The sequence below is a fragment of the Primorskyibacter marinus genome (assembly GCF_003313245.1).
In the GTDB taxonomy this organism is placed as follows: Bacteria; Pseudomonadota; Alphaproteobacteria; order Rhodobacterales; family Rhodobacteraceae; genus Primorskyibacter; species Primorskyibacter marinus.
Map to the genome: position 1 here is coordinate 1 of NZ_QJSD01000001.1, position 23,695 is coordinate 23,695.

23 protein-coding genes, 3 pseudogenes and 1 other annotated feature are annotated in these 23,695 nt (G+C 60.5%); of the genes and pseudogenes, 15 read left to right on the forward strand and 11 right to left on the reverse strand.

Annotated features, from left to right (window positions below; genetic code table 11):
* The 3 genes and pseudogenes from DMZ65_RS00010 to DMZ65_RS00015 all read left to right on the forward strand — a co-directional run.
* Positions 1–757: pseudogene (locus DMZ65_RS00010) on the forward strand (IS3 family transposase); the annotation flags it as partial.
* Positions 107–223 (forward strand) — a sequence feature (AL1L pseudoknot). It overlaps the preceding pseudogene by 117 nt.
* Positions 758–961: 204 nt before the next feature.
* A complete protein-coding gene (locus tag DMZ65_RS19395; protein WP_157960531.1) occupies positions 962–1,102 on the forward strand; it encodes a hypothetical protein in 141 nt (46 codons plus the stop codon).
* The gene (locus DMZ65_RS00015) at positions 1,103–1,735 is read left to right on the forward strand and encodes a DsbA family oxidoreductase (protein WP_116596889.1); all 633 of its coding nucleotides are present in this window, start codon (positions 1,103–1,105) and stop codon (positions 1,733–1,735) included. It abuts the gene before it with no gap.
* A 447-nt stretch (positions 1,736–2,182) separates the two neighbouring features.
* On the opposite strand, the pseudogene DMZ65_RS00025 reads toward DMZ65_RS00015, so the two are convergent.
* The 3 genes and pseudogenes from DMZ65_RS00025 to DMZ65_RS00035 all read right to left on the reverse strand — a co-directional run.
* Positions 2,183–2,601, reverse strand: a pseudogene (locus DMZ65_RS00025) (ATP-binding protein).
* 74 nt (positions 2,602–2,675) lie between these two features.
* Positions 2,676–3,071 (reverse strand): lysozyme inhibitor LprI family protein, encoded by a 396-nt coding sequence (locus DMZ65_RS00030; protein WP_116596891.1) that lies wholly within the window; start codon positions 3,069–3,071, stop codon positions 2,676–2,678.
* A gap of 111 nt (positions 3,072–3,182) precedes the next feature.
* Positions 3,183–3,416 (reverse strand): annotated as a pseudogene (locus DMZ65_RS00035) (transposase); the annotation flags it as partial.
* 316 nt (positions 3,417–3,732) lie between these two features.
* Here DMZ65_RS00035 and DMZ65_RS00040 point away from each other — a divergent pair.
* The 4 genes from DMZ65_RS00040 (at position 3,733) to pgi (ending at position 8,903) form a co-directional block, all read left to right on the forward strand.
* Positions 3,733–4,824, forward strand: a complete 1,092-nt coding sequence (locus DMZ65_RS00040; protein ID WP_116596892.1) for an anhydro-N-acetylmuramic acid kinase — start codon at positions 3,733–3,735, stop codon at positions 4,822–4,824.
* A 342-nt stretch (positions 4,825–5,166) separates the two neighbouring features.
* Entirely contained in the window at positions 5,167–6,621 is a 1,455-nt protein-coding gene (zwf, locus tag DMZ65_RS00045; RefSeq protein ID WP_116596893.1) for a glucose-6-phosphate dehydrogenase, read from the forward strand.
* Positions 6,618–7,289: a 6-phosphogluconolactonase gene (gene pgl, locus DMZ65_RS00050; protein WP_198662589.1), complete on the forward strand. Its 672-nt coding sequence runs from the start codon at positions 6,618–6,620 to the stop codon at positions 7,287–7,289. The genes zwf and pgl overlap by 4 nt, the downstream gene beginning before the upstream one ends.
* Before the next feature lie 6 nt (positions 7,290–7,295).
* Positions 7,296–8,903, forward strand: a complete 1,608-nt coding sequence (gene pgi, locus DMZ65_RS00055; protein WP_116596894.1) for a glucose-6-phosphate isomerase — start codon at positions 7,296–7,298, stop codon at positions 8,901–8,903.
* 192 nt (positions 8,904–9,095) lie between these two features.
* Here the strand turns inward: pgi and DMZ65_RS00060 are convergent, their stop codons facing one another.
* The gene (locus DMZ65_RS00060) at positions 9,096–9,224 is read right to left on the reverse strand and encodes an entericidin EcnA/B family protein (RefSeq protein ID WP_084349937.1); all 129 of its coding nucleotides are present in this window, start codon (positions 9,222–9,224) and stop codon (positions 9,096–9,098) included.
* Between the two features lies 1 nt (position 9,225).
* Positions 9,226–11,043 carry an extracellular solute-binding protein gene (locus tag DMZ65_RS00065; RefSeq protein WP_438942689.1) on the reverse strand — a complete coding sequence of 606 codons (1,818 nt, stop codon included), beginning with the start codon at positions 11,041–11,043 and terminating at the stop codon, positions 9,226–9,228.
* Positions 11,044–11,844: 801 nt separating this feature from the next.
* Between DMZ65_RS00065 and DMZ65_RS00070 the strand changes: the two genes are divergently transcribed.
* Genes DMZ65_RS00070 through DMZ65_RS00075 form a run of 3 tightly spaced genes read left to right on the forward strand, consistent with a single transcriptional unit; the run spans position 11,845 to position 13,804 of the window.
* Entirely contained in the window at positions 11,845–12,618 is a 774-nt protein-coding gene (locus DMZ65_RS00070) for a 3-hydroxybutyrate dehydrogenase (protein WP_116597524.1), read from the forward strand.
* Positions 12,615–12,773, forward strand: coding sequence for a hypothetical protein (locus DMZ65_RS19400; RefSeq protein WP_157960532.1), 159 nt, complete (start codon positions 12,615–12,617; stop codon positions 12,771–12,773). The genes DMZ65_RS00070 and DMZ65_RS19400 overlap by 4 nt, the downstream gene beginning before the upstream one ends.
* Complete coding sequence (locus DMZ65_RS00075; RefSeq protein WP_116597525.1) at positions 12,770–13,804, forward strand: patatin-like phospholipase family protein; 1,035 nt, start codon at positions 12,770–12,772, stop codon at positions 13,802–13,804. Before DMZ65_RS19400 ends, DMZ65_RS00075 begins: the two co-directional genes overlap by 4 nt.
* A 47-nt stretch (positions 13,805–13,851) precedes the next feature.
* Here DMZ65_RS00075 and DMZ65_RS00080 read toward each other — a convergent pair whose 3' ends face one another.
* From DMZ65_RS00080 to DMZ65_RS00090, 3 genes are all read right to left on the reverse strand, one after another.
* The gene (locus tag DMZ65_RS00080) at positions 13,852–14,565 is read right to left on the reverse strand and encodes a DUF502 domain-containing protein (protein WP_116596896.1); all 714 of its coding nucleotides are present in this window, start codon (positions 14,563–14,565) and stop codon (positions 13,852–13,854) included.
* A 71-nt stretch (positions 14,566–14,636) separates the two neighbouring features.
* Entirely contained in the window at positions 14,637–15,566 is a 930-nt protein-coding gene (locus DMZ65_RS00085; protein WP_116596897.1) for a pseudouridine-5'-phosphate glycosidase, read from the reverse strand.
* Positions 15,563–16,462, reverse strand: a complete 900-nt coding sequence (locus tag DMZ65_RS00090; RefSeq protein WP_116597526.1) for a PfkB family carbohydrate kinase — start codon at positions 16,460–16,462, stop codon at positions 15,563–15,565. The genes DMZ65_RS00085 and DMZ65_RS00090 overlap by 4 nt, the downstream gene beginning before the upstream one ends.
* Before the next feature lie 117 nt (positions 16,463–16,579).
* Between DMZ65_RS00090 and DMZ65_RS00095 the strand changes: the two genes are divergently transcribed.
* From DMZ65_RS00095 to tsf, 3 genes are all read left to right on the forward strand, one after another.
* Positions 16,580–17,896: a HupE/UreJ family protein gene (locus DMZ65_RS00095; protein WP_116596898.1), complete on the forward strand. Its 1,317-nt coding sequence runs from the start codon at positions 16,580–16,582 to the stop codon at positions 17,894–17,896.
* A gap of 262 nt (positions 17,897–18,158) precedes the next feature.
* Complete coding sequence (gene rpsB / locus DMZ65_RS00100; protein ID WP_116596899.1) at positions 18,159–18,932, forward strand: 30S ribosomal protein S2; 774 nt, start codon at positions 18,159–18,161, stop codon at positions 18,930–18,932.
* 94 nt (positions 18,933–19,026) lie between these two features.
* Positions 19,027–19,902 carry a translation elongation factor Ts gene (gene tsf, locus DMZ65_RS00105; protein ID WP_116596900.1) on the forward strand — a complete coding sequence of 292 codons (876 nt, stop codon included), beginning with the start codon at positions 19,027–19,029 and terminating at the stop codon, positions 19,900–19,902.
* Positions 19,903–20,278: 376 nt separating this feature from the next.
* Here tsf and DMZ65_RS00110 read toward each other — a convergent pair whose 3' ends face one another.
* The 3 genes from DMZ65_RS00110 to DMZ65_RS00120 form a co-directional block, all read right to left on the reverse strand.
* Positions 20,279–21,046, reverse strand: a complete 768-nt coding sequence (locus DMZ65_RS00110; protein ID WP_116596901.1) for a LuxR family transcriptional regulator — start codon at positions 21,044–21,046, stop codon at positions 20,279–20,281.
* Positions 21,047–21,277: 231 nt separating this feature from the next.
* On the reverse strand, positions 21,278–21,847 hold the full coding sequence (locus tag DMZ65_RS00115) for a DedA family protein (protein ID WP_116596902.1): 570 nt from the start codon (positions 21,845–21,847) through the stop codon (positions 21,278–21,280).
* Entirely contained in the window at positions 21,844–22,194 is a 351-nt protein-coding gene (locus DMZ65_RS00120) for a hypothetical protein (protein ID WP_116596903.1), read from the reverse strand. Before DMZ65_RS00120 ends, DMZ65_RS00115 begins: the two co-directional genes overlap by 4 nt.
* Positions 22,195–22,434: 240 nt before the next feature.
* On the opposite strand from DMZ65_RS00120, the gene DMZ65_RS00125 reads away from it, so the two are divergent.
* Both DMZ65_RS00125 and DMZ65_RS00130 read left to right on the forward strand, forming a co-directional pair.
* On the forward strand, positions 22,435–22,644 hold the full coding sequence (locus DMZ65_RS00125) for a hypothetical protein (protein WP_116596904.1): 210 nt from the start codon (positions 22,435–22,437) through the stop codon (positions 22,642–22,644).
* A 97-nt stretch (positions 22,645–22,741) separates the two neighbouring features.
* Positions 22,742–23,509 carry an SDR family NAD(P)-dependent oxidoreductase gene (locus DMZ65_RS00130; protein WP_116596905.1) on the forward strand — a complete coding sequence of 256 codons (768 nt, stop codon included), beginning with the start codon at positions 22,742–22,744 and terminating at the stop codon, positions 23,507–23,509.
* Positions 23,510–23,695 lie beyond the last annotated feature (186 nt).

Genomic DNA, 23,695 nt, shown 5'->3' on the forward strand with positions numbered 1-23,695 from the left:
CCGGTCAGCGTAGCGGTCTGACGAGCGCGGAGAAAGACCGGATCAAGGAGTTGGAGCGCGAGGTTCGTGAACTTCGCCAAGCCAACGAGATCCTGAAGAAGGCCAGCGCATATTTCGCAGCGGCGGAACTCGGCCGTCCGTTCCGCAAATGATCGCGTTCATCGATGATCACCGTTATGTCCATGGTGTCAGGCCGATCTGCCGGTTTCTGGGGATCGCACCATCGACTTTCTACGCCTTCAAGGCCGTGGAGCGTGATCCCGATCCGGCATCGGCTCGCACCAGGCAGGACCGGCTGGACATGGTCGCCATCAAGGAGGCCCTCGATGGCAGCCGGGGACGATATGGCGCGCGCAAGGTTTGGCACCAGTTGCGCCGAGGCGATCACGACATCGCCCGCTGCACGGTGGAACGGCTGATGCGAACCATGGGATTGCAAGGTGTTGTGCGCAGCAAGAAGGTCGTCACCACCAATCCCGATGCGGCACAGCCTTGCCCGGACGACAAGGTGAACCGCGCTTTCGTGGCAGACATGCCGAACCAACTCTGGGTCAGCGATTTCACCTATGTCTCAAGCTGGCAGGGCATGGTCTGCGTGACCTTCACCATCGGCGTTTTCGCCCGCAAGATCGTTGGCTGGCGTGCCTCGACCTCGATGACGACTGGTTTCGTCTTGGATGCCCTGAACCAGGCCATCTGTCAGCGCCCACCCTCCGAGGCTGACAAGCTGATCCATCACAGCGATCGCGGCAGCCAAGGCAGATTCAATGCTGTGTTGCACGAAGACCAGTTCGCGGTCTTGTACCTTGCAGGGGTCCAACGGCTCATACCCTCCAGCTATCATACTGGATTCCCGAGGTGAATCCCAACAGGGAGTTGCGCTACAAGGCCCCGTGTAGGGGATTCCTGATATCGCAACCTTCTTGCTTCACATCCACATGCTGCAAGGCGTCTTGCTTTCATGGCGGCCATTCAGTTTGCGCAATCTGGTCTTGCACGTTACAAGCAGCAGCGCCTTTATCGGCACATGGTCGCGCTTTCCGGCGGGGTCAATGGAAAGATCCTGCGTCGTGCGCTGCCCGACCAATTCAAGGCCAACTGAATGGTTAAGCTCGATATTATGTCCGATCCGATCTGCCCCTGGTGCTATATCGGCAAGGCGCAACTGGATCGCGCGTTGGAGAAAAACCTCAACCACCCGTTCGAGGTAGAATGGCATCCGTTCCAGCTGAACCCCGACATGCCGGCAGAAGGGATGGACCGGCGCGCGTACCTGGAGGGCAAGTTTGGCGGCAAGGACGGCGCGGTGAAGGCCTATATGCCGGTTGGCGAACATGCCAAGGCTGCGGGGCTGGATCTGAACCTCGAAGGGATCACCCGCACGCCCAACACGCTGGATGCGCATCGCTTGATCCATTGGGGTGGCATCGAAGGACGACAGACCGCTATCGTCTCTTCGTTGTTTCGGGCCTATTTCCAAGAGGGCCGTGATATTGGCGACCACGAAGTGCTGGCGGATATTGCTGACGCATGCGGCATGGATGCGTCTGTCGTGCAGCGACTGATAAATTCCGACGCCGATGTGGAGGAGATCCGCAACCGTGACGCGGCAGCCCGCGAGATGGGCGTGACTTCGGTGCCGACTTTCATCGTGGACCGCAAACATGCCGTGCCGGGCGCGCAATCGGCGGAGCTATGGACCAAAGTCATCGAAGAGCTGGGTCAACAGGCCTGATCCTTACATCGCTATCGACGATAGGGGCCTTTGATAACGCCTGACCGATTTATTACTCACCATGTCAGGCAGCACGGGTCATCAAAGAGCCGCTGACCTGCCTCCCCCCGAAATCCCTCATTAGGGGGTGAGGGCCGCCTGACCTTTGCGCCACTGTTTTTCAGTCTCTACGCCCGAGAGTAAACCGATTGAGCAACCTGTTGTCTGGAAATTCGGCGCTGGCGGGATCGTGCATCTTGGCATTTCCATTTGATGCAGGCTTTGGTTTCGACAGCCCTTTTATCGACGATCTCGACCAGCAAGGTGCCTGCCAGCCGTGCGAGAGACTCCGCGTTCGGAAGCGCCCTGATCATTTCGGTGCAGCGTTTCAGCTCCTGCTGGATGGCAAGTGGCGGTGTCCCACGGCGTGGAGCAGGAGCGTCGATCTTCCGAGAGGTTCGAGGGTAATCAGGGGGCCATGGCGGGCAGCCTGACGGTGAAATTGTCGGTGACGCGGGCGTTGGCGAGAACGTGTTCGGGGATGAGGTCAACGCACGCCCGGAGGCGATAGCTGGCTCCTTCGATCTGGACGACCACGGCGTGGTGCAGCAGCCGATCCGCAAGCGCAGTGGCGACGACCGCATCGCCAAAGACCTCCCCCCATTCGGCGAAGCCGCGCTTGGATGTGAGGACCATGGCGTCTTTCTTGTAGCGCGCGTTGATGAGTTGGAAAAACAGGTTCGCGACGCCTTGGGGAATGGCAGATAACCGATCTCGTCCACGATCAGCAGGGACGCCCGTGCGTAGAAGCGGATTTTCTCGACCAAGCGGCCTTCGCGTTCGGCTTTGGACAGCCCTTCGAGAAAAAAACCGGGTAAATTCCTCAAGTAGAGACCGACTTTCCGGGACGCATTCCACTTGAGGGTCTGCGCGAGAACCCGATCACGACTATTTCTTTCCGCTACTGACGGACACAGGAAACATCGCCTTCTTCACAATAAAGATGTTTCTCCAGCAAGCCGGTTTGCGACGTTGTGACCGCCTCCAGACAGTTGGCAAGAACCATCGGATGGATGCTACCGCCACGATAAGGTTCTGCCTCGAAGGCACATTGGGCATCCTTGTAGGCAATCCATGCCCGTTGCGCCTTTTTCAACCTTTGCTGGCTGGGCGCATCAAGCTGTCGCATGAGCGCCTTGTAACTCCGGTTGAGATTCGCATCGGCGGCCTTCAATGCCTGGTCTGCACACCGATTGAGGCTGGCTTGATCCGCCGCGTTACTACAGTTCGATTGGGCATTGGCCCCTGTCGAAAAGAGTGCCGCCGCGCAGGCGATGGTAAACCGGGTTATCGTCATCTTTCAGTATCCTCTTCTGGGTGAGGGCAGCGTGTATGCCGCTGTTGTCCGATCGGATCAATCTGCAACAACCGCCGCGTTGCCATTCATCATGCCCGGTGCCGCCACATATGCGGCAAAACCCACGATCATCTGCGCGACAATGCCCTTGTCGCTCCACCGCTTCCATCGGTTGTAGAATGTCTTAGGAGGGCCATATTCCGCAGGCGCATCCCGCCAACGTAAGCCATTGCGCTTGATAACTATAATCCCGCTCAAGACACGCCGGCCATCAACGCGAGGCTTGCGATCGCTGTGTTGCAGCTCTGACGGCGTGCGTGCCCTCTCGGCAGATTTGCCAGGCAAATCGCCTGCCGGGTGACAGTATGTGGCGCTGCCATGACGAATTTGTCCCATACTGCTTTCTTCCATTCCAGCAAAAGGATCACACCATCAAACCGTGGGATCAACCACCTAGCGTATGCGCAGCGGTTTTACGCATCCGCCGGGGGCTCTTTGTCCCGGTGGCATATGCTGGCGGCACAAGAGGCGAAACATCAGGTGCTGCTTGACGCAGATGCGCACAGCCATGGACCCGTTGGCGAATTTTCGGCGCATGCATTGAACAGCGGCGTGTTTCGCCCCAAAAGGGTTTCAGACGGGGCGGTTTGGGATGGTGAGAATGGATACGAACGGCAGCGTACTGGCACTGGGATCAATGTCAGGCACCTCCCTGGACGGGGTGGATGCCGCGATGCTGCGCACCGATGGCGTAACGATCGAAGCCTTTGGTGACACCAGATATCGGCGGTATTCCAGCGGCGAACAGGCCATGCTTCGGGCGGCGTTGGGGCGCTGGCCCGACGAGGGCCTTGGGCAGGCTCCGGATGTTTCCCTGTCGGCACATGTCGAATTGTTGTCAGCGTTTGAGGGGGCCGAACTTGTGGGGTTTCACGGTCAGACGCTGGCGCATGATCCACAGGGGCGGGGCACCCATCAGATGGGGGACGGCGCGGCATTGGCGCAGGCCTTGGGCGTTCCGGTGGTCTGGGATTTTCGCAGCGACGACGTGATGAACGGCGGCGAAGGCGCGCCGCTGGCACCGTTCTTTCATTTCGCCTGCGCGGCGTGGATCGGGGCCACCGCTCCCTTGTGTTTTCTCAACCTTGGCGGGGTCGGCAACCTGACATGGATAGACCCCGACAAACCTGCGCCGGAGGTCGATGGAGCGTTGCTGGCCTTTGACACGGGGCCGGCCAATGCGCCACTCAACGACTTGATGATGCAGCGCTGCGGGCTGGAATGTGACCGCGACGGTGCTTTGGCTGCGCGCGGAACGGTTATCGATACTGCGGTGGCGCAGTTTCTGGACAACACGTTTTTCCGTCGCAGCCCCCCTAAATCACTGGACCGGGATGATTTTGCGACGGCGCTGGACCTTGTGCGCGGGCTGTCTGACGCCGATGCGGCCGCGACATTGACGGCGATGACGGCCGCATCGGTGAAGCGCGGAATGGAGCAATGTCCAATCCCGCCGGACCGCGTGTTGGTGACGGGCGGTGGGCGGCGCAATCCCGTGATGATGCGGATGCTTCAGGATGCGCTGTCTTGTCCGGTGATCGCAGTCGAAAGCGTCGGACTTGACGGCGATATGCTGGAGGCGCAGGCCTTTGCCCACCTGGCGGTGCGGGTGGCGCGCGGTTTGCCCACCTCTGCGCCGTCCACGACAGGGGTGCGTGCGCCGGTAAGCGGCGGAGTGATCAGCACGCCCTGACCGTTTCCGGGTGCCTGTGCTTGGCTCCGTCATTCGGTGTTCGCGGGTTTGCCGCATAGCCGGGTCGGCGCGTCGTCCATGACCGAACCTGCTACAATCGCAGAATCGGCACGAGGTTGTGATTATCGTGAAATTCCGCCCCAAACGGATCGCAATCAGCGACAAAACCCCACGAATTCATGCACCTACACGGCCAGCTTCCTCTTTATGGTGGTAAACTGTTGAGACGGGTCAAACCCGTGTTAGACTCTTGAAGGAAGATGCGATAGCTAATCGTCGTTAGCGCTAACGCAGTGATGCGCAAAAGCGCATTGCGCCCAGAAAATCGGAGTCCGAGACCAGATGGTATCCCGCGTCATTCCTGTCGATCCGTTCGATCTAGTTATTTTCGGCGGTACGGGCGACCTTGCCCGCCGGAAGATCATTCCCGGTCTGTTCCGGCGTTTTTGTGCCGGACAGATGCCCGAAGAGGCCCGCATCATTGGCGCTGCACGGTCTGATATGGATGATGCGGCTTATCGCAAAGTGATTGCCGACGCGATCAAGGAGTTCGGCAACGGATTCACCTTCGAAGCCGCCAAACTGACCGCGTTTCTTGAGCGGATCGGCTATGTCGCCGTTGATGCGACAGGAACGGATGGCTGGGCGGAGCTGGCTGACCGGATGCGGGAGGGGACGGTTCGGGCGTTCTATTTTTCGGTCGGTCCATCGCTGTTCGGCGATCTGGCGGAACGGCTGCACACGCATGGTCTGGCGACCGATCAATCGCGCATCGTTGTCGAAAAACCGTTTGGCCGTGATCTGCAAAGCGCGCGTGCGCTGAACGCCACACTGGCCGAGCATTTCCGCGAGGATCAGATCTATCGAATCGATCACTATCTGGGCAAGGAAACCGTCCAGAACCTGATGGCGGTGCGTTTCGGAAATGTGCTGTTCGAACCGCTATGGAACGCGCAATATGTCGATCATATCCAGATCACCGTCGCCGAAACCGTGGGTGTCGGCGGGCGCGGCGGGTATTACGACAAATCCGGCGCGATGCGGGACATGGTGCAGAATCACCTGATGCAGCTTCTGTGTCTGATCGCGATGGAGCCGCCCTCGAAATTCGAACCCGACGAGGTGCGCGACGAAAAGCTCAAGGTGATCCGCGCGTTGGAACCGGTTGAGCCGCACCATATCGTGCGCGGACAATACGGTGCCGGAGGCGATCAACCAAGCTATCGCGACCATGCTGAAAATCCACGCTCGAACACCGAAAGTTTCGTTGCCCTCAAGGCGCATATTTCGAACTGGCGTTGGGCGGGGACGCCATTCTATCTGCGCACGGGCAAACGGCTCAAGGCGCGCACATCCGAGATCGCCGTGGTGTTCAAGGATGCGCCGCACTCGATCTTCGGCGTTGATGCCGGGCGGCACCGCAATGTGCTGGCGATCCGGTTGCAGCCGAATGAGGGGATGACTCTGGATGTGACAATCAAAGAGCCGGGACCAGGCGGGATGCGCCTGATCGACGTGCCGCTGGATATGACCTTTGCCGACGCGCTTGGCGATGAGGCCGAGGAAGTGACCGACGCCTATGAGCGCCTTATCATGGACGTGATCCGGGGCAACCAGACGCTGTTCATGCGCGGCGATGAGGTAGAGGCCGCATGGGCCTGGACCGATCCGCTGATCGAGGGCTGGAAGCAACGCGGTGATGTGCCGAAACCTTATGACCCCGGCACTGCTGGTCCCGACGATTCGATGATGCTCATGCATCGCGACGGACGCCGCTGGAGGGAGCTGAAGACGTGAACCTGATTGAATATGCAGATCGTGAAATGCTGGCCATCGACCTGGCAGACAAGCTGGCATCGGAACTGCGCGCATCGCTTGACAGCCATGACCGTGTTACGCTGGCAGTGCCGGGTGGCACCTCGCCGGGGCCGGTCTTTGACGCGCTTTGCGGCGTCCGGCTGGATTGGGCGCGCGTCGATGTGATGCTGACCGATGAACGCTGGGTGCCGGAGGATCACGAACGATCCAACACGCGGCTGTTGCGGCAGCGTTTGTTGACCGACCGCGCGTCCGACGCGCGTCTGGTGCCGCTTTACGCAGATGCGCGCCAGCCCGAGGATGTGCTGGCCGAGATCGAACTGGAGATCAAACCGCGCCTGCCACTGAATGTCGTGTTGCTGGGCATGGGCGCGGATATGCACACCGCGTCGATCTTTCCGGGGGCAGACCGTCTGATGGATGCTCTGGCACCCGAGGCGCCGATCTTGCTGCCGATGCGCGCACCCGGCGCGCCCGAGCCGCGGATCACGATCACGGCGCATGTGCTGAACGGGGCGCTGGCCAAACACCTGCTGATTTTCGGGGCGGAAAAGCGCGACGCGCTGGAAAAAGCCCGCACCCTTTCGCCGGAAGAGGCACCGATCGCGGCTGTGCTCGACGGCATGACAGTCCACTGGGCGGAGTAACCTGCAATGACTTGGGATGATCTGAAAGCTGCGGCGGATGCCGTTGAAGACCGGCATATGCTGACATTGTTCGAGGACGAGACCCGTGCTGACGCCTTCAGCGTGGACGCTTTGGGGATGCGGTTCGACTATTCCAAAACCAATATTGATGTCGCGGCCCGTACCATGCTGGTCGAAATCGCCCGCGAGGCGCGTGTCGAAGCCAAGCGCGACGAGATGTTCAGCGGCGCAGCGATCAACAACACCGAGGGCCGCGCCGTGCTGCACACCGCGCTGCGCAATCTGGATGGCGGTCCGGTCACGGTGGACGGTGTCGATGTGATGCCAGGCGTGCTGGCCGGCTTGGACCAGATGCAGAGTTTTGCCGAGGCGGTACGCAGCGGCAGCTTCACGGGGCAGGGCGGCAAGATCACCGATGTGGTCAATATCGGCATCGGCGGATCGGATCTTGGCCCCGCGATGGGCACATTGGCGTTGGCACCCTACCACGACGGGCCGCGCTGCCATTTCGTGTCCAATGTCGATGGCGCGCATATCGCCGATACGCTGCACGGGCTGGACCCGGCAACGACGCTGGTGATCGTCGCCTCCAAGACCTTTACCACCATCGAGACGATGACCAATGCCCGCACCGCCAAGGCGTGGATGTCCGAGACCGTCAGCGACCCGGCCACGCAATTTGCCGCTGTGTCCACCTCGCTTGAAAAAACCGGCGAGTTCGGCATCGCGTCGGACCGTGTCTTCGGGTTCGAGGATTGGGTTGGCGGGCGTTATTCGATGTGGGGACCGATCGGGCTTGCGCTGATGATTGCGGTCGGCGGTGAGGCTTTCCGCGCCTTCCTGCGCGGCGCGCAGGCGATGGATGTGCATTTCAAATCCGCCAGTCTCGAAGAGAACATGCCGGTGCTGCTGGCGCTGGTGGGGATCTGGCACAATCAGGGCTGCGGCTATGCCACCCGCGCGGTGTTGCCCTATGACCAGCGGCTGTCGCGGCTGCCCGCCTATCTGCAACAGCTGGAGATGGAGAGCAACGGCAAGCGGGTCGCAATGGACGGCTCTACGCTGGATGTCGATTCCGGTCCCGTTGTCTGGGGCGAGCCGGGCACCAACGGCCAGCACGCCTTCTATCAGCTGATCCATCAGGGCACGCGGGTTATCCCTTGCGAATTCATGGTTGCCGCCGAAGGCCACGAGCCGGATCTGGCGCATCACCACACGCTGCTGATTGCCAATTGTCTGGCCCAGTCAGAGGCGCTGCTGCGCGGCCGCTCGCTGGATGAGGCGCGCAAGATGATGACCGATAAAGGTTTCACCGGGGACGAGCTGGAACGTCAGGCCCGCCACCGGGTTTTTCCCGGCAACCGTCCGTCAACGACCTTGGTCTATCGGCAACTGACCCCGGAAGTGCTGGGCCAGATCGTGGCGCTTTATGAACACCGGGTGTTTGTCGAAGGTGTGATCCTTGGCATCAATTCCTTCGACCAATGGGGCGTCGAACTGGGCAAGGAACTGGCCACCTCGCTTGGCCCCGTCGTGACAGGCGAGGCGAGTGCCGAGGGCAAGGATAGCTCCACCCGTGCATTGGTGGACTACGTTCTGAAGCATCGCGGTTAGGACTGACGCAGCGCCAGCCTGAGACCCGTCAAACGGAACAACGCGACAGACGCAATCCTGTCGCGTTGATCTATCGTTAAAATCTCTGGCGTGGGGCAGCGGTGCCGTCCGTGAATCTGCTCGGCCGCATGAACCGCCGGGCGAAGCTACGCCGTGCTCGCAATAGACCCCGCGCGGCGTGTCGAGACAGGCTTAGAACCAGCTTTGCACATTGCGCGCACCGGTCGAGATGTCCTGACCGACACCATCGACCGTCGCGCAAGCCGTCAGGGCGGCAAGGGACAGAAGCGCCAGGGCAGCAGTTATTTTTGTTCGTGTCATGTCAATTCTCTTCATACCACCAGACATCCGGATTCCAGCCGATCCAATCGCCATACATCGGGATGTTTTCGGGGAATTTCAACTCTTTCACATGGGCGATGCGGCTGATGTTCCATTGATAGATCGGAATCACATAGCGCCCGGTGGTCAACACGCGGTCCAGCGCCTTGGCGGCGGCCAGAAAATCCTCGCGGCTTTCCGAGGTCAGCAGCCGGTCGATCATCGCGTCGGCTGCGGCTGATTTCATCCCCATCAGATTGCGCCCGCCCGGTGCATCGGCCTCTTCGGACCCCCAGTAAAGACGCTGCTCATTGCCGGGGCTAAGCGACAGGCCGCGGCGCATATAGGTCATGTCGAAATCATAGCTGTTGATGCGTTCATTATACTGCGCGCTGTCGACGACCGTGATCCGGGGCGTGATGCCAAGACGTTTCAGCGAGCGGGCGAAGATGTCGATAATGGCCTGTTCCTCGCCGCCCGCCTGTTGCAGCAGGATGTCGAAGATGAAAGGCGCGCCATCGGCATTCTTCATCATGCCGTCCTGCACGGTCCAGCCGGCCTCTGCCAAAAGATCCATGGCGCGGGCGATATTGCGGCGGTTCCGCTCTGATCCGTCCCCTTCGGGCAGAGTGTAGCCTTCGAGCGCGCCGGGCAGCAATTCATCCGCAAAAGGTTGCAGAAACTCCTTTACGCGGCCGGTGGCGGGGCCGTGATCCATCGCCAGCACCGAGTTGGAAAAATAAGAGGAGATGCGGGGCTGCTGCGAGCCGGTCATCGTCTCGTTGACATATTCGAAATTGAACGCGTGCAGCATGGCGTCGCGGACGCGCCAATCCGCAAAAATCCGGTTGCGGGTGTTCATCACGAATCCGGTGATGCCCGAGGGGCGCTGATGGGGGATGACGGATTTGACCACATCGCCCTGAGTCACGGCGGGGAAATCGTATTGCGTGTTCCACTTCTCGACGTTGAATTCGCGCATCGCCGTCAACTGGCCCGCCTTGAACGCCTCGAACATCACAGAGCCGTCGCCGTAAAACTCCATACGGATCTGATCCAGATTGGCCTGTCCTGCCATGAAGGGCAGGTCGCGACCCCAATATTCCGGGTTGCGGCGCAGGGAGACAAAGCGGCCAGCCTCGAAATCGTCGATCACATAAGGTGCCGTGGCGATCGGGATGGTATCGAGCCCGGATTCGCCGAACGCCTTGCCGTCCCACTGTGCCTTTTTCAGGATCGGCCGCATGCCGATCAACAACGCCAACTCGCGGTTCGGTTCGGAAAAGGTAAAGCGCAGGCTGCGGGGGCCGGTCTGTTCCATGCGGGCCACCTGATTCCACGTCCCGTGATAGCGTGGATGGCCTTCGGTGCCCAAAGTCTCGTAGGACCACATGACATCCTCGACCGTGACGGGGGTGCCATCGGAAAAGGCCGCCTCGGGGCGCAGGGTGAATTCCGCCCATTCGCGATTCGGCCCGACCTCGATTGATTCGGCCAAAAGTCCGTAAAGCGTAAAGGGTTCGTCCCAGCTTCGGCCCATCAGGCTTTCATAAGAAAGGTAGCGCAATTGCCACGGCGTTGTGCCCTTCAGGATGTGCGGATTGAGGCTGTCGAAGCTGCCGGTTTCGCCGGTGACGATGCGCCCGCCTTTGGGCGCATCCGAGTTTGCGTAGGGGAGGGACACAAAACCAGGTGGGAGCGCCGGATCGCCATACATAGCTATGCCATGTTGCGGCTCTGCCACGGTTGATGTCGCGGCGCAGCAAAGTGCAATTGCCAGCCCCTGACGCCGCAGAGATTGGAAAAAATCTGGTCCCATATTGGCAACATTCCTCGACTGCTCTTGTTTTATGGAACCGGACCGTAACGATGGATTCACGCCTTTTCAAACTTTTAGCTTGGATGGCGGCGCAGGATTGCTTATAAAGGGGGCACTGCTCGATAGGTTTCTTGCCTGTATGAAACCTGCCTCAATAACTTAACGCCCGCTTCGTGCGGGCGTTTTTTTTTGGTAGGGTTTTGGCCCCACGCTTAAACCGCGCCACGGCAGAGAGGGGCAGATGGTGGACAAGAATACGGTGTTGCAGCCCTGTATAACAACATGACGCGGGCCTGACGGGCAAAGCGGGATGGGTTGCCGGCGAGGGCTTTGCGATGGATGGTCCATATTCCGACCCGACGGCACAGATGCAGGAACCTACAGCGCTGGCGGCGTGATTCTGTCGCGAAATCGCGGGTGCGAATCGAACTGGCCAGCGACGTCGGTCATCATCACGCACATCTGCGATTCGGCTGCCGTATTGCGATATGGGCCGGATCGGCACCGATGGCGGGGCTGTCGGTACGGTGGCACGGATAGTTTGCTGTCCGAGGTGATTGGCTTTGTCGGCGAGTTGTCGGAGGGGCAAGGTGCAGATCATAGATAATCGAGCTAAACCCCATTTCCGCGCGACAGTACGGTTATCCTCGCGGAGGTTCTGCGCCAGGGCGCGGCGCTGTGAATTGCGATGCGACCAAGTTATCGTGAAAACCCGATTTTCCCCTGTTTCTCGCGATTGTAGGGGCTAGGATGCTGCGCGACAGCATAGCGATGCATTCACGCAACGACGGAGACTATCACATGAGCTTGAAGGGCAAGACCGCCATCATCACCGGATCGAATTCAGGCATCGGGTTGGGCGTCGCACATGAACTGGCGCGTGCCGGCGCGGACGTGGTGCTGAATTCGTTCACCGACCGGGCAGAAGATCACAAGCTGGCCGAAGATCTGGCCGCGGAACATGGCGTCAAGGCGCGCTACATTCAGGCGGATATGTCCAAGGGCGATGAGTGCCGCAAGCTGATCGAAAGCGCAGGCGTTTGTGACATACTGGTGAATAATGCCGGCATTCAGCATGTCGCGCCGATTGATGAATTCCCCGTCGAAAAATGGGACGCGATCATCGCCATCAACATGAGTTCGGCCTTTCACACCACCGCTGCCGCCCTGCCGTTGATGCGCAAGGCGGGCTGGGGCCGTGTCATCAACATCGCCAGCGCGCATGGGCTGACGGCGTCGCCGTTCAAATCGGCCTATGTGACGGCAAAGCACGGCATTGTCGGCATGACCAAGACCGTGGCGCTGGAAACCGCGCGCGAGCAGATCACCTGCAACGCGATCTGTCCGGGCTATGTTCTGACGCCGCTGGTCGAAGCGCAGATTCCTGACACCGCCAAGAAATACGACATGAGCGAGGATGAGGTGAAACAGAAGGTGATCCTTGAGCGCCAGCCCTCGAAAGAGTTCGCGACCGTCGAACAGATCGGCGGCACGGCGGTGTTCCTGTGTTCCTCCGCGGCAGAGCAAATCACCGGCACGACGATCAGCGTGGATGGCGGCTGGACGGCGCTTTGAACGGCGACAAAGGCTTTCGCGGTCAGGATCTTTCAGGCGTTGTTCTTGGCGATGCGGCCATGTCGAGCGGTGTCACCGGTGACATCGGCGTGACCCGTACGACATTCACCCGAACCTTGTTGGAGGGCATGAAAGGCCTATGGCAAAACCGGTGAAAAAGCGGATCAATCTGGCGCTTCAGGGCGGCGGCGCGCATGGTGCCTATACTTGGGGTGTGCTTGACCGCCTGCTGGAAGAGCCGGATCTGGAAATCGCCGGAATTTCCGGCACATCGGCCGGGGCGTTGAACGGGGCCGCGCTGAAGGCCGGGCTGCGGCAGGGTGGGCGTGAACAGGCGCGCGACAATCTCGACTGGCTCTGGGGGCAGATCGGTGCCGTGAAAGACCTGCATGTGCCCGCCTGGATGGGCATGGCCATACCGGAGGCCCGATTGATTTCCGGCGCGCTGGAATGGTCCTTTCCCTACATGATGGCAGATTCCTTCAGCCGCATGGTATCGCCCTATGTCTGGGGGCCGTTTTATCGCAATCCGCTGGAACCGATCGTCAGCCAGTTTCATTATGACGATATTTGCGGGCCGGGTGGTCCTGACCTGTTCATCTGCGCCACCAATGTGCGCGATGGCAAGGTGCGGGTCTTTTCAGGCGACAGCATCAATGCCGATGTCGTCATGGCCTCGGCCTGCCTGCCGACCCTGTTTCAGGCCGTCACCCTGCGCGATCCGCGCTCCGGCAAGATGGAGCCGTTCTGGGATGGCGGCTATACTGGCAACCCCGCGCTGTTTCCGCTGTTTTCCAAGTCGCTGCCCGATGATCTGGTCATCATCAACATCAACCCGATCATTCGCGAGAAATTGCCCACGACACCGCCGGAGATCCAGAACCGGATCAACGAGATCAGCTTCAACTCTTCGCTGCTGCGAGAGTTGCGGGCGATCAATTTCGTGCAACGGCTGATCGGTGGCGGGTCGGTGGTGGACGGGGCCATGAAGAATGTGCTGGTTCATATGATTTCGGACGACGCGCTGATGAACGACCTGTCGGTGGCCACCAAGACGATTGCGATCCCCTCCGTCCTGAGCACGTTGAAGGCGGCAGGCCGGGCTGCCGCGCGCAGGTTTCTGGAAGAGCATTGGGACGATCTGAATGTGCGCCAGACAGCCGATCTGAAAGACATGTTCGACTGAGTGAATGCCTGTCTCGGGACGTGGCCGCTGCGCAGTTTCGGTGCCGGTCAGGCGCTGAGGCGGCGCTTTTCTTCTGCCCGCAATTTCGCCTTGGCCAGATCGGCAGGCTCTTTTTCGTGCGGATAGACCAGCCCGGCCGAGATCACCAGCTTGGCGGCGTCCTCGACGGTCATGTCCAGCTCGACCACATCCTCGCGCGGTAGGAACAGCAGAAAGCCGGAAGTCGGGTTCGGCGTCGTCGGGACAAAGATGCTTAGCAAATCACCGGCCACTTCGGGACGGGCTGCGACCTCACCCTTGGCCTGGGTCGAGACAAAGCCGATCGCCCAGATGCCCTTGCGCGGATACTGGATCAGGCAGGCTTTCTCGAAGCTGCGGTCACTTTGCGCAAAAACCGTCTCGGCGATCTGTTTCACACCGGAATAGATCGACCGGACGATCGGAACGCCTTCCAGCAGGCTTTCGGCAAAGCGCAGGATGGACCGTCCGATCAGGCCCTTGGCGACCCAGCCGACGATGATGGTGAACAGCAAAAAGATGATCACGCCGACACCGCGCAGGTTGATGCCGATGTATTTTTCCGGCTGGAACGTATAGGGGACCAGCGGCAGCACAACCCCATCGACCCATCCGATCAGCGTCCAGATGAACCAGATCGTCAGCCCCACCGGGGCAATCACCACGAGGCCGGTCAGAAAGCTGGAGCGCAGGCCGGCAAACAGGCCAGGGCGTCGCGGGTCTTTGTCGAAAGGGCTGTTCATGGATCTTTCCGCAGGGGTCGGTCCGCCTCAAACTAAGGGGTCGGCCGGGGTGCTACAATGGGCGCGGCCGTTTAAGACGGCGCATTCCCCTGTCGTTTGCTCATTTCTTGCGCAATCTTCGCCGCCAGACGGGCATTGTTGAGGACAAGTGCGATATTTGCGTCCAGCGACCGGCCTTTCGTCAATTCAAAGATGCGTTGCAACAGATAGGGCGTGACCGCCTTGCCGATGATCCCGTGCTGCTTGGCGTCGGCCGTGGCTTGCGCGATCACCGGCTGAATTTCAGATCGCGAGATCTCGGCCTCGACGGGGATCGGGTTGGCGATCAGCTGGCCGCCGGGCAGTCCAAGCGCGCGGCGTGCGACATGCGCTGCGGCAATGCCTGCGGGATTGTCGATGCGCAGCGGAGCGCGCAGGCCGGAATTGCGCGACCAGAAGGCCGGAAACGCATCCTGACCGACAGCTATGACCGGCACGCCGCGGGTTTCGAGTACCTCCAGCGTCTTGGCCAGATCAAGGATCGCCTTGGCACCGGCGCAAACCACGCTGACCGGCGTGATGGCCAGTTCCGCCAGATCGGCAGAGACGTCAAAGCTCATCTCGGCACCCTGATGTACGCCGCCGATGCCGCCTGTGGCGAAAACCTCGATACCTGCTTTCTCGGCCCCGATCATGGTGGCCGCGACGGTTGTGGCACCTGTGCCGCCTTGCGATATGCACACCGCCATATCGGCGCGGCTCAACTTGGACACACCTTTGGCCTGTGCCAGCTGTTCCAGCTGCGCATCGGTCAGCCCGACATGCAGGGTTCCATCGAGAACCGCGATCGTGGCAGGCTCTGCCCCATTGTCGCGCAGTTCCTTTTCGACCTGACGCGCGGTTTCAAGATTCTGGGGGTAGGGCATCCCGTGGGTGATAATGGTGCTTTCCAGCGCCACAACGGGGCGACGTTCGGCCAGTGCCTTTTCAACGGCGGGCGACAGAGTAAGCGAAGCAGTCATAGCGGTGTTTCTCCTGAGACGTAATCGGCGGCCACCTGCAAGGCAGAGGTCAGCGCCTCCTGCCTGTCGGTGCCGCGCTGTTCTGCGGCCATATGCGCGGCCATGAAAGTGTCGCCCGCGCCGGTGACACGGGTCACCAGCACCTCGGGCGGCATCTGTTGAATCACCCCGTCGGGTGAAGCATCCGAGGCGGGGCTGCCGCCATCGGTGACGAGCGCGCGCGCGGCACCGAGTTTCACCAGCGCAGCGGCGGCGGCGGCGCTGTCGTCAAAGCTTTGATGACACAGCAGCCCGGCCTCTTCGAGATTGACATATAACATGCCGCGGCCTTGCAGCAGGAAAGAGCGCAAGCGTTCCGCCTTGCCGGGCGAGGCGGGCGCGATGCGCAGATCGGCGCGGGCAAAGGCGGGATCCTTGGCGATCTCTTCCAGCAGGGTGGTGGTCAGGTTGCCATCCAGCGCGACGGTCCCGGTATATGGGGCCTCGGCGCCGCCCAGCGTGCCGTCGCGCAAGGGGGCCAGGATGCGCGCGCCTGCCGCTTCCAGTGAATGCGCGTCGGCGATTGCGGCAATCAGACCATTGGCACCCTCGACTGCCATGTAGACATCTGTCGGCAGATCCTCTGACCGGTAGATATGGTCCATCACCAACCCGCGCGACGTGCAAGCGGCCACCAGTTCATCGCCCTCCGCATCGCGACCCACCGCTGACAGCAGCACCGGGCGCATCTCGAATTGTGCCAGCGTCATCGCGATATTCAGCGCAACACCGCCGGGCAGCCGCGTGATCCGTCCGGGAACGTCCGATCCTTGACGCATATGGCTGGCGGCGCGGCCGATGACGTCCCAGAGGACGGAGCCGATGCAAATAATGGTATGGGGCGCGTGCGAAGTCATAAACATCTTTTGAACGGTTCCCTGCGGCGACGCAACAGGACTTCGCCGTGTTGAAGTTTCTACTTGATTGATGATCCACCTGAAATACTTTGCAAAGACAAGTTCTTCGGAGGGCGCATGCCACATTTGTTACTCGTTCGTCTGCTGACAGGCGTCTTCTTGCTGATTTCCGCGTCCACCGCTTGGGCACATGAGGTGCGCCCTGCAATCGGCGATCTGACAGCAGCCGACGGCCGGTTGGAATTGGCATTGTCATTGAACGCCGAAGCGCTTGTTGCTGGGGTCAACCTTGACGGTGTGACAGACACGGACGAGACGGACAGTTCCGACCGTGTCGATGCGCTGCGCGCGCTGTCGCCGGAGGAGATGGCTGAACGCCTGCGCGCGGCGCTTGCCGATGTCGTGGCAGCACTCGACCTGCGGGCAGGCGACGCGCCGCTGAATGCCCAGCTCGACAGCATTGACGTGGCGCCGGTGGGAAATACCGACCTGCCGCGTGACACGACGATTGTGCTCAGCGCCGATCTGCCGCCTGCCGTCGATACGGTGCAGATGTCCTGGCCTGCGGAATACGGCACGCTGGTGCTGCGCCAGCAGGGCGTCGAGGATCCCTATACCGAATACCTTTCGGGCGGGCAGGGCAGTGGGCCCATATCGATCTCGGGTGGCGATCAGCGCGGGGCGCTTGCGACCTTTGCCGCCTATGTGCCGGTGGGGTTTGATCACATCCTGCCGCTGGGCCTCGACCATATCCTCTTTGTGCTGGGGCTGTTCTTCCTGTCGCCGCGCATCCGGCCACTCTTGTGGCAGGTTTCGGCCTTCACGCTTGCCCACACCGTGACGCTGGCGCTTGGCGCGACCGGGGTGGTCAGCGTGTCACCCGCCATTGTCGAGCCGCTGATCGCGGCCTCCATCGCCTATGTCGCCTTCGAGAATATCCGCTCGCCGGTCATGAGCCGCTGGCGGCCGCTGGTGATCTTCGGGTTCGGGCTGCTGCACGGGTTGGGCTTTGCCTCTGTTCTGGGAGAGTTCGGATTGCCGCAGGACCGGTTCCTGTCCGCGCTGATAGGTTTCAATATCGGTGTGGAACTGGGTCAGTTGACCGTGATCGCTGCGATGCTGGCGCTGGTCTGGGTGGCGTTGCGTGTCGATGAGGGGCGCGCCAAGGTCGAGGCCGGGCAGACCGTCTATGGCGTGCTGATCGTGCTGTTCCTGGGGGCCGGTTTTCTGGTGGATCGGGGCGCGATGGCGGCAGTGCTGGAGGTCGATCCGATCGTCTTTCTCGCGCCGCTTGCCGTGCTGTCGGCGCTGTGTCTGGCATCGGTCACGCTGGTTGACGAACTGGCGGCCTATCGCCGGTTTGTCGAAATCCCGGCCTCTGCCGTGATTGGTCTGGTGGGCCTCTATTGGGTGATCGAACGGGTTTTCCTTTAGGAGAGGCCTGATAGCGCCCGCAAATTCAGGAGTTTGCACGCTTTTCAGTCGTCCCACTCTTTCCGCGGCGCAACGATGGCGGCACCCAACAAGCGGCTTGCAATGCATCAGGGCTTGCGCGCGGCTTTGATGCGGTCTATACGCGCGCCACTCAATCCGCAGGTATGGGCGGGCTGATGGGGGAGACATCCTCATCCGTCCACCGGTTGGCGCATTCCGCGCTGCACCCCGTACCAAGGCGAAAACCGGAAAGGATAAAGACATGGCTCTTCCAGAGTTCACCATGCGCCAGTTGCTTGAAGCAGGCGTTCACTTTGGCCACCAGACGCAGCGCTGGAACCCGCGTATGGGCGAGTTCATCTACGGTGCGCGCAACGGCATCCACATCATGGACCTGACGCAGACCGTTCCGATGCTGGATCAGGCGCTGAACGTCATCCGCGAGACCGTTGCCAAGAATGGCCGCGTGCTGTTCGTCGGCACCAAGCGTCAGGCCGCGACCCCCGTTGCCGAAGCCGCCGAGAAATGCGCCCAGTATTACATGAACCACCGCTGGCTGGGTGGAACGCTGACCAACTGGCAGACCGTGTCGAAGTCGATCAATCGCCTCAAGCAGATTGACGAGCAGATGGAGACCGGTGCCGAGGGCCTGACCAAGAAAGAGCGTCTGGGCATGGAGCGCGAGCAGACCAAACTTCAAGCCTCGCTTGGCGGTATTCGCGAGATGGGCGGCCTGCCGGATCTTCTTTTCGTCATCGACGTCAAGAAAGAGCAGCTGGCAATTGCCGAAGCCAACAAGCTGGGCATCCCGATTGTGGCCGTGGTTGACACCAACTGCTCGCCCGATGGCATCGACTACATCATTCCGGGCAACGACGACGCGGCCCGTGCGATCAACCTGTATTGCGATCTGGCCAGCCGTGCGGCGCTTGACGGCATGCAGGCGCAGTTGGGCGCTGCCGGCGTTGATCTGGGTGCGCTTGAAGAAGCCCCCGTCGAAGAAGCCATCGCCGAAGACGCACCTGCCGAGGCTTAAGCCCGACAGCGATGTCGTGAGAACGACATGATAGCTTGATACTGGGGCGCGGCAGTTGCCGCCCCCGACCCCCAAGAACATGAGGAGAGCCGAAATGGCGATCACAGCATCCCAGGTGAAAGAACTGCGCGAAATGACCGGCGCAGGCATGATGGACGCCAAGAAGGCGTTGACCGAGAATGACGGCGATATGGAAGCCGCAATCGACTGGCTGCGCACCAAAGGTCTGGCGAAAGCCGCCAAGAAATCCGGCCGCACCGCTGCCGAAGGTCTTGTCGCGGTCAAGGTCGAAGGCAACAAGGGCGTCGCCGTCGAAGTCAACTCCGAGACCGATTTTGTCGGCAAGAACGCCGAATTCCAGTCGATGGTCGCTGCGATTGCCGAAGCGGCGGTCAATGTGGCAACGGTCGAGGAACTGGCCGATGCGGATCTGGGTGGCAAGACCGTCGCCGAGACCCTGACCGCCAAGATCGCCACGATTGGCGAGAACATGGCCCTGCGCCGGATGGCCTCGATCGAGGGCGACACGGTTGTGTCCTATGTCCACAACGCCGTCGCTGACGGCATGGGCAAGATCGGTGTGCTGGTTGCGCTGAAAGGTGACAATGCCGCATTCGGACGTCAGGTTGCGATGCATATCGCGGCGGCATCGCCGCAGGCGCTGAATGCTGACTCGCTTGATCCGGCCGTGGTCGAAAAAGAGCGTCAGGTTCAGATCGATATCGCGCGCGAGTCGGGCAAGCCCGAGCAGGTGATCGAGAAGATGATCGTTGGCCGGATGAAGAAATTCCTCGGCGAAGTGACCCTTCTGGGCCAGGCTTTCGTGGTCAACCCCGATCTGACGGTTGAAGACGCTGCAAAAGAAGCCGGTGTCGAGATCCTCGGTTATGTCCGTCTTGAAGTCGGTGAAGGCATCGAGAAGAAAGAAGAAGATTTCGCCGCAGAAGTGGCCAAGGCCGCTCAGGGCTGAACCATATGGCGGTCGCTTTCGGGCGGTCGATGGGCTTTCAAACGGTGCCGCAGCTTTTGCCGCGGCACCGTTTCTTTTTCGATCCGTCCCAATGCGGGGAGCAAGCAGGGAAGGCCGATAAAAGGCGACCGAACCACACACAACACAGGCAACATTTAAAACGATCCGGCTCGGTCCGCGCCGGCAGAAATTGCCGGTTAGGGACGGCAGGGCCTAGTAATCGCTAGGGTGCCGTCCCCTGTTCCTTTGGCTAAAGCCACCACTCACGGAACATCTTCAGCATGCCCCTTAACCCTAGGTCACGAAAGTAAGGTATTCCGGACCTTTCGGAGAAAACTCTAGGGCCGTCGAATAACCATCTAATTTCAATGCCATTTTAGGATTGGACATCCAGAACGAACATCTGGTTCTGGAAAGAAGCTTTGAGCACGGCCTGCGCCGTTGTTTCAACGCTCAGCGCGACGCGGGCAAGCCGCAGATGCTTTTCCACCGTAGCCGTTGTCAGCCCCATCAGGATTGCAATATCCTGCATCGTCTTGCCGTCACCCACCCATTCCAGGGCTTCGCGCTGGCGCGGTGTCAGCGTCCGGTTCGGGGCGAAATAGGGCAGGGTAAGAATTTTCAGATGCGCGAGATTGTTCATCAGGATGATGTCATCGCTATGACGCACCCAGATATCGTCGACCTCGTCTTGCGTCAGACCCTTGCGGGCGGTCAGTGCGATGGCCCCTTTGGAGCGCGCCGAAACCGATTTGAAGCTGAGCGTATAGCCGGCCGTCACGTCTTGGGACAGGTTGAAATCAACCACGCGGCGTTCTGCCTTGCTTAGCGCATCGGCGCGCGCCATGTCGGCGATCACCCGCCAACTGCAATCGCCTTCGTTCTCCAGCGCCCAGTTGACCATCGGCGCGTGATGGTACAGCCCCTGGCCTATAAACCCATCCGTATAGGCCGTGCTGTGATTTGTCAGCAGAAGAAAGTCATTGGGATCCCCAAGCGAGCTGGCACTGCGGAACCGGGTGAAGCCGTACATGATCCGGTCAAATCCGAAGCTGGCCATGCGTTCGGTATGCATCGCCCAAAGCTCTTCGATGCTGGGCGTATTGGTCATCTCGATCAGATATTTCTTGTCGCCAGCGTTCATGTCTGCCTCTTGTCATTCAGGCTTAGCCCATACGGCCAGACACGCAACGGTCGCAATGTCTGGCATTCCCCGGAGCCGGAACCATTTCTGACATCGGCACCCAGGCAGGCGCGTTCACTCTTTACGGATCAAACAGCCACCCTTGGTGTACAGGCGTAAGGGTGACAGTTGCAAGTTTTGCTGTCCAGTTTGAAATTGACCAGCCGGTCAAAATGCAATCTTCGCATTTTTCTAACGTTTCAAATCGCTTCGAATGAAGCGCCAAAGCAGCCAGGCCAAGACCGCGAAGGCCAGAAATCCGGTAATGTCGCCAAGCACCTCGGAGATCTGCGAGACGTAGCTGCCGAACACATATCCCAACCCGAGGTAAAGCGTCACCCACACCACCTCGCCCGCGATATCGAAGGGCGTGAACCGTCGCAGAGGCATCGCCACCACGCCTGCCATATAGTTGACGCCCGGCCCCAGCGGAGCAAGCAGCCAGCGGGTCAGGAACACCGCCATGCCGCCGCGCGTCTTCAGCATGTGGCGGGCGCGGTCCATCAGCGGGATGCGCCAATGGGCCAGTCGTGCGCCGCCCCAACGCCCAACGGCATAGCCCGCATGATCAAAGAAGATCGCCGCGACAAGGCTGGTCACATAGACCTGCGCGCCGCTAAAATCCCCGGCGGCGATCAAAGACCCGCAGATAAGCAGCGTCAGTGAGGCCGGCGCAGGTGCGCCCAGGCACCCAAGTCCGATGATCAGCACCAGCACCGGAAGGCCGTAGACCGGCAACCATTCCAATGCGACTTCTGTCATTCAGTCGCCGCTTTTTGCCGGGCGATGACATCCATGACGCGCAGCGCATAGGTCTCGAAGTCGATGTTCTGTTGACGCGCCAGGTGACCCAGGCTGGTCTTGCGGTCCGGGACCGGTTCCAAAGCCAACGCATCGCGCAGCTTGCGGGGGTCCAGCATCCACGACCGCGCGACATATCCGATCGTCATCCAGGGTTCCAACTGCTGTTCATGGTGTTTCGGGTCGTTCCAGTACACCATGTCCAACCCGACACGCACGCCGAAGAACAGCGCAGCAACAAGCGACAGCCCCAGCAACCAACGGGCCGCGCGCCGGTTGCGTTCACGATGTTTGACGTTCGGGCTCACTTTCTGGTCTCCGCATGGTGTCGTCTGGGCCGGTATAGTGTGACGCATCCTGGCGCGGGGAACAATGCAGAGGGCCGCGCAGGCGGTTTTGCAAAGCGGTGTCGGCAGGTTTTTCACCTGCGGGCCGGTTTTGGCTTGATGTATCTGCCCGTCCTGCCGACATTGGGCATCGCAGATCACTCAAGGCGGCAGTCAGGCCGCGTCGCGAACAGGAGCGCGCATGCCAAGCGATAACCCGACATGAAATTCTTTGATCTTCGCATTCCGTTCTTCCTGCCACTCTGGCGGCGCGTCGTTACCGTCGTCTTGACGGGTGGTTGGGCGGCGTTTGAACTGGCGAATGGAAATCCCGGCTGGGCTGTGATTTTTGGCGCTGCGGGCGCGTTTTGTGCCTATGAGTTTTTCATCGTTTTCGATCCCGAGAATTTCAAGGGCGACAAGGATACCTGACCGGACTTGCGCTTGGCCTGCGCACCGCGCACTTTGAGGACAAATTGCAGCGGCCGCGCAATCCGGTGCCGCGCCACTGAAAAGAGAGGGCTTTCACATGATCATCGACAATAACCGCATCGCGGTCGTGACCGGCGGCGCGTCAGGGCTTGGCGCGGCAACGGCGCGGGCTTTGGCAACAGCGGGGGCGACCGTGGTTCTGTTTGACATGAACACCACCTCCGGCCCCGAGATGGCAAAGGAATTGGACGGAGGCTTCTACAAGGTCGATGTCAGTGATGCCGAAAGCGTGCGCGCTGCCCTTGCCGAAGTCGAAAGAGTTTATGGCAGGCTGGACATTCTGGTGAATTGCGCCGGTGTCGGTCCGGCGGCAAAAACCGTCGGGCGCGACGGGGCGCATGACCCGGCGATGTTCTCCAAGACCATTCAGGTCAACCTTGTGGGAAGCTTTAACTGCGCCAGCCAAGCCGCTGCGATAATGTCGAAAAATGATCCAGGCCCGGGGGATGGAAGTCGCGGTGTGATCATCAATACCGCGTCGGTCGCAGCCTATGAGGGACAAGTCGGGCAAATTGCCTATGCGGCCTCCAAGGGCGGTATCGTCAGCATGACCCTGCCCATGGCGCGCGATCTGGCCAGCCTTGGAATCCGGGTGTGCAGCATCGCGCCGGGACTTTTCCTGACACCGATGTTGCAGGGTTTGCCTGACGATGTGCAGGACAGCCTTGGACAACAGGTGCCGTTCCCGTCGCGGTTGGGCGATCCTGCGGAATATGCGGCCCTCGCGCTGCATATCATCGAAAACCAGATGCTGAACGGTGAGGTCATCCGACTTGACGGGGCGATCCGCATGGCCCCGCGCTAGGGCATTCTGGCGTCGCAGCCGAGGTCCGGGTTGCGCGGGAGGAGGCCGTTATCATGCAACCCGCCTGCGCTGAAGCGGCGGTTCGATGATTTGGACAGAGCCTGACGATCGCTCCGGTCGTCTACGGTGACACTTGCGTCATGTCCGGGATGCGGGCAGAGGGTTGCAGCCAGGATGCCGGAGAAC

What these genes read in the sequence shown, in the direction of transcription:
- DMZ65_RS19395 (WP_157960531.1), top strand. Translation starts at nt 962, where the DNA reads ATGGCGGCCATTCAGTTTGCGCAATCTGGTCTTGCACGTTACAAGCAG.
- DMZ65_RS00015 (WP_116596889.1), top strand. Translation starts at nt 1,103, where the DNA reads ATGGTTAAGCTCGATATTATGTCCGATCCGATCTGCCCCTGGTGCTAT.
- DMZ65_RS00030 (WP_116596891.1), bottom strand. Translation starts at nt 3,071, where the DNA reads ATGACGATAACCCGGTTTACCATCGCCTGCGCGGCGGCACTCTTTTCG.
- DMZ65_RS00040 (WP_116596892.1), top strand. Translation starts at nt 3,733, where the DNA reads ATGGATACGAACGGCAGCGTACTGGCACTGGGATCAATGTCAGGCACC.
- zwf (WP_116596893.1), top strand. Translation starts at nt 5,167, where the DNA reads ATGGTATCCCGCGTCATTCCTGTCGATCCGTTCGATCTAGTTATTTTC.
- pgi (WP_116596894.1), top strand. Translation starts at nt 7,296, where the DNA reads ATGACTTGGGATGATCTGAAAGCTGCGGCGGATGCCGTTGAAGACCGG.
- DMZ65_RS00060 (WP_084349937.1), bottom strand. Translation starts at nt 9,224, where the DNA reads ATGACACGAACAAAAATAACTGCTGCCCTGGCGCTTCTGTCCCTTGCC.
- DMZ65_RS00065 (WP_438942689.1), bottom strand. Translation starts at nt 11,043, where the DNA reads ATGGGACCAGATTTTTTCCAATCTCTGCGGCGTCAGGGGCTGGCAATT.
- DMZ65_RS00070 (WP_116597524.1), top strand. Translation starts at nt 11,845, where the DNA reads ATGAGCTTGAAGGGCAAGACCGCCATCATCACCGGATCGAATTCAGGC.
- DMZ65_RS00080 (WP_116596896.1), bottom strand. Translation starts at nt 14,565, where the DNA reads ATGAACAGCCCTTTCGACAAAGACCCGCGACGCCCTGGCCTGTTTGCC.
- DMZ65_RS00085 (WP_116596897.1), bottom strand. Translation starts at nt 15,566, where the DNA reads ATGACTGCTTCGCTTACTCTGTCGCCCGCCGTTGAAAAGGCACTGGCC.
- DMZ65_RS00090 (WP_116597526.1), bottom strand. Translation starts at nt 16,462, where the DNA reads ATGACTTCGCACGCGCCCCATACCATTATTTGCATCGGCTCCGTCCTC.
- DMZ65_RS00095 (WP_116596898.1), top strand. Translation starts at nt 16,580, where the DNA reads ATGCCACATTTGTTACTCGTTCGTCTGCTGACAGGCGTCTTCTTGCTG.
- rpsB (WP_116596899.1), top strand. Translation starts at nt 18,159, where the DNA reads ATGGCTCTTCCAGAGTTCACCATGCGCCAGTTGCTTGAAGCAGGCGTT.
- tsf (WP_116596900.1), top strand. Translation starts at nt 19,027, where the DNA reads ATGGCGATCACAGCATCCCAGGTGAAAGAACTGCGCGAAATGACCGGC.
- DMZ65_RS00110 (WP_116596901.1), bottom strand. Translation starts at nt 21,046, where the DNA reads ATGAACGCTGGCGACAAGAAATATCTGATCGAGATGACCAATACGCCC.
- DMZ65_RS00115 (WP_116596902.1), bottom strand. Translation starts at nt 21,847, where the DNA reads ATGACAGAAGTCGCATTGGAATGGTTGCCGGTCTACGGCCTTCCGGTG.
- DMZ65_RS00125 (WP_116596904.1), top strand. Translation starts at nt 22,435, where the DNA reads ATGAAATTCTTTGATCTTCGCATTCCGTTCTTCCTGCCACTCTGGCGG.
- DMZ65_RS00130 (WP_116596905.1), top strand. Translation starts at nt 22,742, where the DNA reads ATGATCATCGACAATAACCGCATCGCGGTCGTGACCGGCGGCGCGTCA.